This is a genomic window from Streptomyces sp. NPDC006339, from assembly GCF_040612775.1.
Taxonomy (GTDB): Bacteria; Actinomycetota; Actinomycetes; order Streptomycetales; family Streptomycetaceae; genus Streptomyces.
The window spans coordinates 1-13561 of the sequence record NZ_JBEXQW010000014.1; the positions used below are offsets into that span (position 1 = coordinate 1).

Below are 13561 nucleotides of genomic sequence, written 5' to 3' on the forward strand. Positions count from 1 at the left end.
ACTGAAGCGCGTCCGTGTCGCGTCGACCCGGCGCGTCCCGCTCACCCGACCGGGGCAGCGGAAAGGTGCGAAACCGCGGGAGCCGACGGCTCCCGCCCCCTCGGGCGTTGTCCCGCTTGGCGCGCGGGTCAGTGCTCCTGCTCGCGTTCCACCTGCTCGTTCCACTCGCGCTTGATGGCGCGCCACGCCTCGTCCGTCTTGCCGAGGCGCCAGTAGCCCGAGATGGACAGCCGCTCGCGCGGGACCTGGCGGTCGAGGCGCAGATGGCGGCGGAGGTCCTTCACGAAGCCGGCCTCGCCGTGGACGAAGGCGTGGACGTCGCCGGCGGGGAAGTCCAGGGCGCGGACGGCCTCGATCAGCGCCTCGCCCGTCGGGCGGGAGCCCCGGTGCAGCCAGGTGACGTCGACGCCCGCCGCGGTGGCGAACTTCTGCTCCTCGGAGGCGTCCGCGACCTCCAGGAAGGCGTGCACGAGGGCACCCTCCGGCAGCCGCTCCAGGGCGACCGCGATGGCCGGCAGCGCGCTCTCGTCGCCGACCAGGAGGTGCCAGTCGGCGGCCTCGTCCGGGGCGTAGCCGCCGCCGGGGCCCAGGAGGCGCATCGTGTCGCCCGGCTGCGCCCGCGCCGCCCACGGGCCGGCCAGGCCCTCGTCGCCGTGGACCACGAAGTCCACGGTCAGCTCGCGGTGGACCGGGTCCCAGGCCCGTACCGTGTACGTCCGGGTCGTCGGCCACTGGTCGCGCGGGAACTCCGCGCGGATCCGCTCCATGTCGAACGGCTCCGGGTAGCTCACGCCCTCCGGCGCGAACAGCAGCTTCACATAGTGGTCCGTGAACTCGCCGACCTCGAAGGCGTGCAGTCCCGGGCCGCCGAGCACGAGGCGCACCATGTGCGGGGTGATCCGCTCCGTGCGCACCACCTGGGCCTCGTGGGCCCTCGGTGCCTTGCGTGCGGGCGCTTCTGCCACGACGGTCTCCCGTTCCGGGTGAGTACTTAGGTTTGCCTAAGTTACCACTCCGGAACGGGCGCGCCCAGACATACCCGCCACCGCCCGGCGCCTCAGCGTTCCAGGACCGGCAGCAGCCGGCCCACCGCCCCGCCGAGCCCCCACCGCTCCACCAGCGCCGACAGGGCCGCCGGGTCCCGGGGTGCCTTCGGCAGGGCGGCCGAGAACTCCGGCAGCGGCACGTCCCGCGCCACCCGGACCACCGCGGGGGCCACGTCCAGATACGCCGCCGCCTCCACGATGCCCCGCCGCTTCGCCGGGGTCAGCCTCGACCTCCGGTCGACCGCCGCCGCCCGGACGCCCGCCAGGTCCCCGTACTCCGTGATGAGCTGCGCCGCCGTCTTCTCGCCGATGCCCTTGACGCCCGGCAGCCCGTCGCTCGTGTCGCCGCGCAGCGCCGCCATGTCCGCGTACTGGTCCGGCCGGACCCCGTACTTCGTACGGATCAGCTCGGCGTCCACCAGATCGCAGTCGCCGACGCCCTTGCGCGGATACAGCACCCGCACCCCGCGCTCGTCGTCCACGAGCTGGAACAGGTCGCGGTCGCCCGTGACGATGTCCACCGGCCCCTCGGCCCGCTCGGTCAGCGTGCCGATCACGTCGTCCGCCTCGAAACCGGCCGCGCCGACCCGGGCGATGCCCAGCGCCTCGAGCACCTCGACGATCACCGGCACCTGCGGCGACAGGGTGTCCGGGACCTCCTCCACGTCCGGGCCGGACGGCGTCTCCACGGCCACGCGGTGCGCCTTGTACGAGGGGATGAGGTCCACCCGCCACTGCGGACGCCAGTCGTCGTCCCAGCACGCCACCAGATCGTCCGGGCGGTGGTCCTGGACCAGCCGGCCGATGAAGTCGAGGAGACCGCGCACGGCGTTCACGGGCGTCCCGTCCGGCGCCCGGACCGAGTCCGGCACGCCGAAGTACGCGCGGAAGTAGAGGCTGGCGGTGTCGAGGAGCATCAGGCGTCGCGTCACACCCCGATCATGCCGCACCCCACCGACAACCCGGCTCCGCCGAGGACACCCGCCACCCCGGATCACCCCGCGTGACACCGGTCACCTTCGCGTTTCCCCCGTACACGCCAGGGCAGGCGCGAGCCCGGAGTGGACCCGGTACGGGATTCAACGATTCGAGCCGAACGAGAATCCCCGTACGCGACGGGCGCCGCGGGCCGATCCCGCCCCGCTCCACGGCCCGACCGCGGGGTTGGGGACCCCACCAGGACGACGTCCTCGGGGGAGGGCCGTTTTCGTTCGCTACCCGTGAGGTGTATGTGTCCAGGCTCCAGGCCGACCACCTGTACAAGGTGTTCGGCAGGCGACCCGACGAGGCCGTCCGCAAACTCGCTGCCACCGACGAGACCGCAGCCGACCGCGACGCCCTGCGCGCCGAGGGGACCACGGCGGCCGTGATCGACGCGTCCTTCGTCGTCGAACCCGGCCAGATCTTCGTCGTCATGGGCCTGTCCGGCTCCGGCAAGTCGACCCTCCTGCGCATGCTCAACGGCCTCCTCACCCCCACCGCGGGCCGCGTCCTCCACGACGGCCGCGACCTCACCGCGCTCTCCCCCCGCGAGCTGCGCGAGGTCCGGTCCAAGAAGATCAGCATGGTCTTCCAGCACTTCGCGCTCTTCCCGCACCGCAGCGTCCTCGAGAACGCCGCCTACGGCCTCGAGGTCCAGGGCGTGCCGCGCGCCGAACGCGAACGGCGCGCCACCGAGGCCCTGGAGCTGTGCGGCCTCGCCGGCTGGGAGAAGTCCTGGCCGGACGAGCTGTCCGGCGGCATGCAGCAGCGCGTGGGCCTCGCCCGCGCCCTCGCCACCGACGCCGACCTGCTCCTCATGGACGAGTCGTTCAGCGCCCTCGACCCGCTGATCCGCCGCGACATGCAGGACCAACTGCTCGTCCTCCAGCGGAAGCTGAAGAAGACCATCGTCTTCATCACCCACGACCTCAACGAGGCCATGCGCCTCGGCGACCGCATCGCCGTCATGCGCGACGGCCGGATCGTGCAGCTCGGCACCGCCGAGGACATCCTCGTCCGCCCCGCCAACGACTACGTCGCCTCCTTCATCCAGGACGTCGACCGCACGCGGGTGCTCACCGCCGCCGCCGTCATGACCGACGGCACCGTCGCCCCCGACGACTGCCCGCCCGGCTGCGGCTGCCGGCCCGTCGCCCCGGAGACCCCGCTCACCGAGCTGTGCACCGTCTCCGCGCGCTCCCTGCACCCCGTCCCCGTCGAGAACGCCGACGGCGAGCTCCTCGGCGTCGTCGCCCAGGACCGCCTCCTCGGCGTCATGGGCGGCCTCGACGCCGACGTCCACCCCGGCACCCGGGGCGCCGACGTCCACCCCGGCCCCCGTGCCGACGCCCCCGCGCCGACGGCACCCGCCCCGACGGTGCTCGCATCCCCGCCCAGGCCACGGCCGGGCCCGACGACGATCCCCGCCCCGGCACGAAGGAGGTGACCACCGATGTCTAGGCTTCCCCTCGGCCAGTGGGTCGACAGCACCGTCGACTGGCTCCAGGCCCAGTTCTCCTGGCTCTTCGACGCCGTCACCGCCGTCGTCACCGGCCTGTACGACGGCATCGACGCCGTCCTGTCCGCCCCCCAGCCGCTGCTCTTCGCCGGCATGCTCGCCGTCGTCGCCTGGTGGCTGCGCGGCCTCACCGCCGGTGTCCTCGCCTTCGCGGGCTTCGCCCTCGTCGACTCCATCGAGCTGTGGGACGACGCCATGGCGACCCTGTCGCTCGTCCTCGTCGCCACCCTCGTCACCCTCGTGATCGCCGTCCCCCTCGGCATCTGGGCGGCCCGCTCCAAGACCGTCAGCGCCGTCCTGCGCCCCGTCCTCGACTTCATGCAGACCATGCCGGCGATGGTCTACCTCATCCCCGGCATCATCTTCTTCGGCGTCGGCGTCGTCCCCGGCATCATCGCCACCATCGTCTTCGCCCTGCCGCCCGGCGTCCGCATGACCGAACTCGGCATCCGTCAGGTCGACGGCGAACTCGTCGAGGCCGCCGAAGCCTTCGGCACCACCCCGCGCAACACCCTGCTGCGCGTCCAGTTGCCGCTCGCCCTGCCCACGATCATGGCCGGCGTCAACCAGGTGATCATGCTCGGCCTGTCCATGGTCGTCATCGCCGGCATGGTCGGCGGCGGCGGACTCGGCGGCGCCGTCTACCGCGCCATCGGCAACGTCGACATCGGCCTCGGCTTCGAGGCCGGCATCTCCATCGTCATCCTCGCCATGTACCTCGACCGGATGACCGGAGCCCTCGGCCGCCAGGTCTCCCCGCTCGGCCGCCGCGCCGCCGCCAAGGCCCGCGCCGCGAACGCCGCCCGCACCGGCGCGAAGATCTGGAGCCACCGCCCGCAGCCCGTCACCGCCCTCGTCGGCGTCGTCGTCCTCGCGCTCGTCGCCGGTGGCATGGGCTTCCTCGGCGGCACCGGATCCTCCTCCACCACCGCGTCCGGCACGAACACCGGCCACGGCAAGAAGATCAGCCTCGGCTACATCCCGTGGGACGAGGGCATCGCCTCCACCTTCCTCTGGAAGGAACTTCTGGAACGCCGCGGCTACGAGGTCGACACCAAGCAGCTCGAGGCCGGCGCCCTCTACACCGGCCTCGCCGGCGGCCAGATCGACTTCCAGACCGACGCCTGGCTGCCCGTCACCCACGCCCAGTACTGGGACAAGTACCGCGACAAGCTCGAAGACCTCGGCTCCTGGTACGGCCCCACCTCCCTGGAGCTCACCGTCCCCGCGTACATGAAGGACGTGAACACCCTCGCCGACCTCAAGGGCAAGGCCGGGACGTTCAAGGGCCGCATCGTCGGCATCGAGCCGAGCGCCGGAATGATGGGCATCCTCAAGGACAAGGTGCTGAAGGACTACGGCCTGGAGGGCGAGTACCGGGTCGTCGACGGCTCCACCCCCGGCATGCTGGCCGAACTCAAGCGTGCGTACGACAAGAAGGAGCCGATCGTCACGACCCTCTGGTCGCCGCACTGGGCCTACTCCACCTACGACCTCAAGAAGCTCGAGGACCCCGAGGGAAGCTGGGGCAAGGGCGACGGCGTCCACACCCTCGCCCGCAAGGGCTTCACCCAGGACAACCCCGAGGTCGGCGCCTGGCTGAAGAAGTTCAAGCTCAGCGAGAAGGAGCTCACCGGCCTGGAGGCCGTCATCCAGGAGACCGGCAAGGGCAAGGAGCAGGAAGGCGTCCGCACCTGGCTCGACCGGAACCCGGGCATCGCGGAGCGGCTCGCCCCGCAGTAGATCCGGATGCGCTACGGAAAGGTGTGGTCGCCGAACGTGTTCGGCGGCCACACCTTTTCGCCACGACGCGAAACCCCGCCCCAAAGCTGCGTAAGGTGCAGGTAACCGACCGGTACACCGAGGCACGAGGGAGGGGGCCGACATGGACGACAAGGAGTCGCTGCGCGTGGGCGCGGCCGTCAAGAGGCGCCGCCGGGCGCTCCAGCTCACCCTGGCCGTCGTCGCCCAGCGCAGCGGCCTGTCCGTGCCCTTCCTCAGCCAGGTCGAGAACGAGCGGGCCCGCCCCAGCGACCGCTCCCTCCAGCTCGTCGCCGCGGCCCTGGAGACCACCGCCGCCGAACTGCTCGCCGCCGCCGAGGCCGCCCGCACCGTCGACGTCGTACGGTCCGACGAGGAGCTGTGGGACATGCCCCCCGGCGTACGGCCGCTGGTCCGCGGCCGGCACCAGCTCCAGGCCCTGGAGTTCACCGGCGAACAGGACGCCGGCCGCGAATTCCTCCACCGCAACGACGAGCTGCTGTACGTCGCCGACGGCGCCGCCGAGGTCGAGGCCGAAGGCCGCGCCTACCGCCTCGAACGCGGCGACACCCTCTACCTCTCCGGCGGGGTCCGTCACCGCTGGCGCGCCACCGCCGCCGGCACCCGGCTCGTCTTCGTCTCCGTCGGCGACCACATCGAGGCCGCGGAGGCGTGAACCCCCGCCCGAACCCTCGCCCCAGCCCCCGCCCCAACCTCCGACCGAGCCCCCGCCGGAGCCTCAGGGTCGTGTCCCTGGTGCCCTCGCTGACCGAGGCCGTCGCCGTCTCCGCGCCCGGCGCCCTCGTCGGCGTCACCGACTGGTGCACCCACCCCGCCGACCTCGGCGGCGCCGTGCGTATCGGAGGCACCAAGAACCCCGACGTCACCGCCGTCGCCGCGCTCCGGCCCGACCTCGTCCTCGCCCACGAGGAGGAGAACCGGGAACCGGACCTCGCCGCCCTGCGCGCCGCCGGGCTCCACGTCCTCGTCACCGAGATCCGCGGCCTGGACCAGGCCCTCGCCGAACTCGGGCGGGTCCTCGACGCCTGCGGGGTCCCGAACCGGCCGCGCTGGCTCGACGAGGCCGAGGCCGCCTGGGCCGCCGTGGAGCCGTACGAGCCGCCCCGCACCGCCGTCGTACCGATCTGGCGCCGGCCCTGGATGGTCCTCGGGCGCGACACCTTCGCCGGGGACCTGCTCGCCCGGCTCGGCGTCCGCAACCTCTACGGCGACCACCCCGAGCGCTACCCGCGCGTGCCCCTCGACGACCTGAACGCCGCCGCGCCCGACCTCGTCGTACTGCCCGACGAGCCCTACCGCTTCACACCCGACGACGGCCCCGAGGCATTCCCCGCGACCGCCACCGCGCTCGTCGACGGGCGCCACCTCACCTGGTACGGGCCCTCCCTCGTCACCGCCCCGCGGTCACTGGCCGCGGCCCTGCGAGCAGCGCGCCGCTGAACAGCCCGCGCACCGTGTGGGCACTCGCCACCAGCCACGCCGCGACGAGGACCACGTAGAGCCCGATCGCCAGCCACCGGAACGCGGCCAGACCGGTGTGCAGGGCCAGGCCCTCCGCGCCCGTCACACAGGTCCCCACCGGGAACGTGAACGCCCAGAACGTCATCGCGAAGCCCATGCCCCGGCGGCGGGCCCGCAACACCAGCGCCCCGGCGAGAACCAGCCACAGCAGCGCGAAGCCCATGACGGGGACACCGTAGAGGACGGCGAAGGCCGAGAAGGCGGGCGCGGACGACCCGAGCCCGGGCAGCGCCCCGCCGAGCGCGGCGTCGGCGAAGTTGTTCGCCGCCGTCGTCGACTGGCCCAGCGGGCCGAGGACCAGGAACAGCGTGGGGGTGAGGGCGAGGGGGAGAGGACCGGCGGTCACGAGCCGTCCGAACACCAGAGGCAGCATCACCAGCGTCGCCAGCAGACTGATGCCGAACATCCCGTAGCAGGCGAACAGGAACGTCTGCCGCGCCTGGCCGGCGGGGAGATGGGGCAGCAGCAGCGGGCCGAGGGCCGCCGACACCATCGGGGCCACCACCGGAAGCAGCCACACCGGAGACGCACCCTCGATCCGGTGGTGCACCACCATCAGATACGGCACGGCCACCGCGGCCGCCAGGCCGATCACCGTACCCGCGGTGAAGAGGACCGAGTCGATGGCGATCGCGGCGGGAAGACCGATCCAGTCCCTGCCGACGAGCATCGTGCCGCCGCCCACCGCGAGCAGCGCCATGGCCGGACACCCGTAGAACGGGGCCATCGCCGGATCCAGCAGATGGGCCCGCGCCTGGTCGCGGTGGTGCGTCCAGTGCAGGGCACGGGCGGCGAGCAGCGTCAGCAGCATCGCCAGCGAGAGCGCCCACACCGCCGTGCAGGCCGCCCGCAGGCCGGGCACACCGGCCGGCAGGGCCGCCCCCGCGTTGGCGACGATGGCCGTGCCCATCACCGAGGCGTACCAGTTGGGGCCGAGGTGACGGACCGCGGCCCACCGTGCGCCGGGGGTGGTGGCGACGGGGGCCGGACGGGAAGGTGCGAGGGTTGCCATGGCTCGATCTTTTCGCCCTCGTACCGCCCCTACCAGGGACTCTCCGGCTATGAGGACATAAGCTGATCTTATGAGCAGTGAGTCGAGCGACGTCGTCCACCTTCTGTCCCACCGCGTCCCCGACCTCGGCGCGCTCGAACTCCTCCTCGCCGTCGCCCGGCACGGCAGCCTCGGCCGCGCCGCCCGCGAGGTCGGCATCACCCAGCCCGCCGCCAGCAGCCGCATCCGCTCCATGGAACGGCAACTCGGCGTCGCCCTCGTGGACCGCTCGCCGCGCGGCTCCCGGCTCACCGACGCCGGCGCGCTCGTGACCGACTGGGCGCGGCGGATCGTGGAGGCCGCCGAAGCCTTCGACGCCGGCGTCCAGGCACTGCGGGGGCGGCGCGACTCGCGGCTGCGGGTCGCCGCGTCCATGACCATCGCCGAGTACCTGCTGCCGGGCTGGCTCATCGCCCTGCGCAACGAACGGCCCGACACCGCCGTCTCCCTCATGGCCGGCAACTCCGCCGCCGTCGCCGAGCGGCTCCTCGGCGGCGAGGCCGACCTCGGCTTCGTCGAAGGACTCGCCGTGCCCGACGGCCTCGACGGGGCCGTCGTCGCCCACGACCGGCTGGCCGTCGTCGTGGCGCCCTCCCACCCCTGGGCCCGGCGCCGGGCCGCCCTCGATCCGGCGGAACTGGCCGGCACACCGCTCGTGCTGCGGGAACGCGGCTCCGGCACACGGCAGGTGCTCGACGCCGCCCTCGCCGGACACGGAGGACTCGCCCAGCCGCTGCTGGAACTCGCCTCCACCACCGCCGTCAAGGCCGCGGCGGTCAGCGGGGCGGGGCCCGCCGTCCTGAGCGAGCTCGCCGTCGCCGAGGAGCTGGGGTCGCGGCGCCTCGTCGCCGTGCCGGTGGCCGGTGTGCTGCTGCGGCGGGACCTGCGGGCCGTATGGCCTGCGGGGCACCGGCCGACGGGGCCGGCGCGGGATCTGCTGTCGCTGACGCGGGGGTGAGGTGGGGTGGGGGTGAGGTGGGGCGGGTGCGGGGTGGTGGGTGCGCGGGGGCCGTTCCGGGGGCCGTGTTCGGGACTGCATGATTTACGGCGCGGGGCTGCTACGGGGAGGGGTTGAGCCCCTCGTTCCGCGCCACACATCACGCTTTACGTCCCGAACACGGCCCCCTGCACGGCCCCGCTCCCGTCCGCGGGCGTGCGCTCAGGTTGCTGCTGGGCTTCGGAAGGTCATCTTGCCGTTGACGGTGGTCAGGACGACCGGGAGCTGGGGGAGATCGTGCGCCGGGGTGGTCAGGGGGTTGTCCGACAGGACCGTGAGGTCGGCGCGGTGGCCGAGCGCGATGCGGCCCGCCTCGTGCTCCTCGCGCGCGGCGAAGGCCGCGTTCACCGTCATGCCGCGCAGGGCCTCCAGCGCCGTCAGCGCCTGCTCGGGGGCGTGCGGAGGGCGGCTCAGGTCGCGGGTCGGGCGGCGGTGGCGCGCGCCCGCCATGACCGTGAGGGGCGGGAACGGGGCGATCGGCCAGTCCGAGCCCAGGACCACGGTCGCCCCGGAGTCCCACAGGTCGCGGCAGCGCCACGCCCGTGAGGCGCGCTCCTCGCCCAGGCGGCGCGACCAGTTGTCGGTGTGGTCGGCGCGGGTGAAGTCACAGCAGTGGGTGGGCTGCATCGACGCGATCACACCCAGGTCCGCGAAGCGGTGCAGGGTGTCGTCCGGGACCGTTTCGATGTGCTCGATCCGGTGGCGGACGGCGCCGGCCGCCTGTGCCTGCGCCTTCTGTACGGCGTCGAGCGCGTGGCGTACGGCGGCGTCGCCGATGGCGTGAGTGGCGGTGGGCACCCCGGCGCGGTGCAGCGCGCCGATGATGTCGGTGTAGGCGGCCGGGTCGGGCCAGAACGCGTGCGTCGACTCGCCGTGGCAGTCCGGGCGCTCCAGCCACGCGGTGCCGTTGTCGATCGTGCCGTCCATGAAGAGCTTCACGCCGTCCACGCGCCAGAGCTCGCCGCCCGTGCCCTGCAGGGCGATCAGTTCGCGTACGCCGTCGGCGTCCGTGCCGGGCTGGCACCAGGGCGCCACGCGCAGGCGGAGGGGGAGCTCACCGGCCGCGTCGAGTTCGGCGAGGAGGGTCAGGCTCGCGCCGTTCGCGTCCATGACGTGGCCGCCGGTCAGGCCCGCCGCCGCCATGGAGCGGAGGGCGGCCGCGAGGCGGTCGCGGCGCTCGGCGTGGGTCGGCTGCGGGGCGACGCGCTCGACCAGCTCGCAGGCCGCGTCCTCCTGGAGGAGACCGGTCGGCCGGCCGTGCTCGTCGCAGACGACCTCGGCGGACGCCTGGTCGAAGGCGCGCGGCCCGTCGACGCCGGCGAGTTCGAGGGCGCGGCGGCTCGCGAGGGCGGAGTGGGCGTCGAAGAGGAGGAGGAAGGCGGGGACGCCGGCCAGGACGGTGTCGAAGGGGGCCGTCGAGACCGGCTGGTCGCCGAAGACGTTCGGGTCGAGGCCCCAGGCGAAGAGCCAGTCGCCGCGGTCGAGCCGGCGGACCTCCCGGGCCAGCGCGTCGCGGACGTCCGCCAGGTCGGTACACCGCGAGAGGTCGAGGCCGTGGGTGAGGTCGGCGCCCGTGACCGGGTGGAGGTGGCCGTCCACCAGGCCCGCGGTGACCACCGCTCCCTTCAGGTCGACGACCTCCGTGGCGCTGTCCGCGAGGGCCCGTATCTCCCGGTCGGCGCCGAGCGCGGCGATCCGTCCGCTCTCGGACACGGCGAGCGCGGTCTCCGGCAGGAAGGAGCCGGTGCCGGGGTCGAGCAGCCGGGCGGAGGACAGGACGAGACGGGTGCGCACAGAGGGCTCCAGGACGGGGGCGGGGAGGGTCAGTGGGGGAGGTCGGCGGGGAGCGCGGACGCCTCGCGGGTCAAGGTGCCCGGCGGCAGGGCCAGTTCGCGTTCCGCGGTCGTGACGGCCATCCGCAGCACCGCCTCCGGGCGGTTGCTCCGGTCGGTGTTGGCGTGGGCGCCGAGGCCGTCCAGGACGACCAGGATCATGATCGCGGTCGTGTGGGGGTCCTCCGTGCGGAACTCCCCCCGGGCGACGCCGTCCCGGATCACGCCCTCCAGGCGCTCGTCCGAGGCCAGCTCCATCGCGGCGACCCGGTCGCGCAGGACCGGCCGGTAGCGGCTGAGGTGGCGGGCGTTGATCCAGAGGCGGCTGATGTCGTCGTAGGCGTCCCCGGCGGACAGGGCGAAATAGCGCGCGAGGTACTGCGTCGGAGTCCCGTGGGGCCGGTCGGCGGGGAGCAGCGCGTCCAGCTCGCCCGTGGCGGCGACGGCGAACGCCTCGGCCACCAGGTCCTCCGCGGACGGGAAGTAATGGCTGATGAGCCCGGGGCGCACCGCGAGCTCGTCGGCGATCCGGCGCAGGGTCACGCACTCCAGGCCCTCGGTGAGGGCGACGGCCGCCGCCGCTTCGACGATCTCCGCACGGCGGGCCTCGGGGGACTTCCGCACGCGTTTGCGCTGAACGCTTGACGACATACCGGTGATGCTATTGAGTGTGCGACCAATAAGCAACCAGGTGCGCACGACACGCTCCCCGGAGGGCCGTATGGCTGCCATGTCTCCCGATCCGAGCCCCCGGTCCGCCGGGGCTCCCGCCCCCGATCGCGCCACCCGGATCGAGGCCCACGGCATCGACCACATCCCCGACCGGGAGCGGCACGGGCACCCGCGGGAGCTCTTCTCCGTCTGGGCCGCCGCCAACGTCAACTACCTCAGCCTCGTGATCGGCGGCGCCCTCGTCCTGATGGGGCTCAGCCTGGCCCAGGCGCTCGTGGTGATCGTCGTGGGCAACCTCTTCTGGCTGCTCACCGGCCTCCTCGCGATCTCGGGACCCGCCGCCGGAGCGCCCAGCGAGGTCATCACCCGGGCCATGTACGGCGTGCGCGGCAACCGCGTGAACAACGCCGTGACCGGCTGGGTCATCTCCGTCTGCTACTTCGCGCTCAACCTGGCCGCGGCCGCCGGCGCGGCCTTCACGCTGGTGGAGAGGGCCGGGGTGGCCGTCGACACCGGCGTCAAGATCCTGGTGGTGCTGCTGATCGCCGGGGTCACGCTGACCATCGGCGTGTACGGGCACGGGCTGATCGTCCGGCTCTATCTGCCCCTCACCATCGCCCTGACGGCCGCCTTCGGCGTCGTCGCCTATGTGGTGCTGCTGCGGGCGGACTTCGGCCACGTCCCGGACGCGCCGCTGACCGGCGTCGACCTGTGGGCCACCCTGATCGCCGGCGTCACGCTGATCGCGGCCGGCCCGCTCTCGTACACCACCAGCGCGGACTTCTCCCGCTATCTGCCGAGGAACTCCTCCGCGAAGGCCGTCATGGGATGGACCGCGCTGGGCGGCTTCCTGCCGAGCGTCGTGGTGTGCGCGATCGGGGCCCTCGCCGGCACCGTCGTCGACATGAGCGACCCCCAGGCCGCCCTGGAATCGATGCTGCCGGGCTGGTTCGGCCCCCTCTTCCTGCTCGCCCTCGTGCTCGGCACCATCGCCATCAACGCCATGACCGCCTACAGCGCCGGACTCGCCCTCCAGGCCGTGGGCCTGCGGATCCGCCGCTCGCGCAGCGTCCTCGTCGACGGCGTGGTGGCGGTCGCCCTCACGCTGTACGCCCTGCTCGTCTCCAACTTCCTGGACACCGTCGGCAACGTGCTCCAGTTGACCGTCGTCCTGCTCGGGCCGGCCATGACCGTGTACGCGGTCGACATCCTGCTGCGCCACAACCGCTACGACGGGCGCGCCCTGATGGACGAGAGCCGGGGAAGCTCCTTCTGGTACGCGGGCGGTGTCAACGTGGCCGGTGCCGTCGCCGTGCTCGGTGGCGGCGGTGTCGCGGCGCTGTGCGTCGACACCGCCTACACCGGACCGGTCGCCCGCGCCCTCGGCGGCGTCGACCTCGCCCTGCCGGTGGGCATGATCGTCGCGGGGACGGTGTACGGGCTCCTGATGCGGGGCCGGATCACGCCCCGCGCGTGACCGAGGCCGCCCGGACCAGGCCCCGCATCACCCGCAGGTCCTCGCCCATCTCCGGGTGCCACTGGACGCCCAGCGCCCAGGTGGGGGAGGGCAGTTCGATCGCCTCGACCGTGCCGTCCTCCGCGTGGGCCGAGGCGATCAGGTTCTTGCCGAGGACGTCCACGCACTGGTGGTGGTAGGTGGGGACGGAAGTCCGCTCCGGGACCAGCGAGGCGTAGCGGGTGCCCGGGACCGGTGCGACCGGGTGACGGCCCATCATGCCGACCGCCTCCGTGTGGCCGTCCAGGTGCTGGACGAGGGTGCCGCCCAGGGCCACGTTGAGCAACTGCATGCCCCGGCAGATGCCGAGGAGCGGGGTGCCGGAGGCCAGGGCCGCGTCGATGAGGGCCAGTTCCCAGCCGTCCCGGGCCCGGGCGGGCGGGCCGGTGCGGGGGTCGGGCTCGGCCCCGTACCGCACCGGCTCGACGTCCGCGCCGCCCGCGACCACCAGGCCGTCCAGACGGGCGACCGTCTCCGCCGCCGCGGCCGGGTCGTGCGGCGGCAGCATCGCGGGCAGGCCGCCGCTCTCCTGGATCAGCCGCGGATACGCGGCGGGCAGGAGCGCGGCCGGCAGGTCCCACACCCCCCAGCGGGCCTGGTCCAGATAGGTCGTCACACCGATCAGCGGTCGGGGCACGGAGTCT

Annotated in this window: 12 protein-coding genes; 6 read left to right on the forward strand and 6 right to left on the reverse strand. The window is 73.4% G+C overall.

The features are described from left to right. Positions 1 to 128 precede the first annotated feature (128 nt). Positions 129 to 965: a siderophore-interacting protein gene (locus ABZ135_RS13480; protein ID WP_356695055.1), complete on the reverse strand. Its 837-nt coding sequence runs from the start codon at positions 963 to 965 to the stop codon at positions 129 to 131. Positions 966 to 1057: 92 nt separating this feature from the next. After that, positions 1058 to 1963: a 5'-3' exonuclease gene (locus tag ABZ135_RS13485; RefSeq protein ID WP_356695325.1), complete on the reverse strand. Its 906-nt coding sequence runs from the start codon at positions 1961 to 1963 to the stop codon at positions 1058 to 1060. Between the two features lie 314 nt (positions 1964 to 2277). Between ABZ135_RS13485 and ABZ135_RS13490 the strand changes: the two genes are divergently transcribed. From ABZ135_RS13490 to ABZ135_RS13505, 4 genes are all read left to right on the forward strand, one after another. Beyond that, positions 2278 to 3474 carry a betaine/proline/choline family ABC transporter ATP-binding protein gene (locus tag ABZ135_RS13490; protein WP_356695057.1) on the forward strand — a complete coding sequence of 399 codons (1197 nt, stop codon included), beginning with the start codon at positions 2278 to 2280 and terminating at the stop codon, positions 3472 to 3474. A gap of 6 nt (positions 3475 to 3480) precedes the next feature. After that, entirely contained in the window at positions 3481 to 5289 is a 1809-nt protein-coding gene (locus tag ABZ135_RS13495; RefSeq protein ID WP_356695059.1) for an ABC transporter permease/substrate binding protein, read from the forward strand. 142 nt (positions 5290 to 5431) lie between these two features. Beyond that, positions 5432 to 5983, forward strand: coding sequence for a cupin domain-containing protein (locus tag ABZ135_RS13500; protein WP_356695061.1), 552 nt, complete (start codon positions 5432 to 5434; stop codon positions 5981 to 5983). A gap of 71 nt (positions 5984 to 6054) precedes the next feature. Further along, complete coding sequence (locus tag ABZ135_RS13505; protein WP_356695063.1) at positions 6055 to 6768, forward strand: helical backbone metal receptor; 714 nt, start codon at positions 6055 to 6057, stop codon at positions 6766 to 6768. Here ABZ135_RS13505 and ABZ135_RS13510 read toward each other — a convergent pair. Beyond that, positions 6719 to 7861: a TDT family transporter gene (locus ABZ135_RS13510; RefSeq protein WP_356695065.1), complete on the reverse strand. Its 1143-nt coding sequence runs from the start codon at positions 7859 to 7861 to the stop codon at positions 6719 to 6721. The two genes, ABZ135_RS13505 and ABZ135_RS13510, sit on opposite strands and share 50 nt — an antisense overlap. Positions 7862 to 7931: 70 nt before the next feature. Here ABZ135_RS13510 and ABZ135_RS13515 point away from each other — a divergent pair, with 70 nt between their 5' ends. Further along, positions 7932 to 8858: a LysR family transcriptional regulator gene (locus ABZ135_RS13515; protein WP_356695067.1), complete on the forward strand. Its 927-nt coding sequence runs from the start codon at positions 7932 to 7934 to the stop codon at positions 8856 to 8858. 201 nt (positions 8859 to 9059) lie between these two features. Here the strand turns inward: ABZ135_RS13515 and ABZ135_RS13520 are convergent, their stop codons facing one another. After that, the gene (locus ABZ135_RS13520; protein ID WP_356695069.1) at positions 9060 to 10691 is read right to left on the reverse strand and encodes an amidohydrolase; all 1632 of its coding nucleotides are present in this window, start codon (positions 10689 to 10691) and stop codon (positions 9060 to 9062) included. 29 nt (positions 10692 to 10720) lie between these two features. Next, positions 10721 to 11380: a TetR family transcriptional regulator gene (locus ABZ135_RS13525; protein WP_356695071.1), complete on the reverse strand. Its 660-nt coding sequence runs from the start codon at positions 11378 to 11380 to the stop codon at positions 10721 to 10723. Positions 11381 to 11450: 70 nt separating this feature from the next. Between ABZ135_RS13525 and ABZ135_RS13530 the strand changes: the two genes are divergently transcribed. Then, positions 11451 to 12878, forward strand: a complete 1428-nt coding sequence (locus ABZ135_RS13530) for a cytosine permease (protein WP_356695073.1) — start codon at positions 11451 to 11453, stop codon at positions 12876 to 12878. On the opposite strand, the gene ABZ135_RS13535 is transcribed toward ABZ135_RS13530, so the two are convergent. After that, positions 12862 to 13554, reverse strand: coding sequence for a gamma-glutamyl-gamma-aminobutyrate hydrolase family protein (locus ABZ135_RS13535; RefSeq protein ID WP_356695075.1), 693 nt, complete (start codon positions 13552 to 13554; stop codon positions 12862 to 12864). The two genes, ABZ135_RS13530 and ABZ135_RS13535, sit on opposite strands and share 17 nt — an antisense overlap. Between the last annotated feature and the right edge of the window lie 7 nt (positions 13555 to 13561).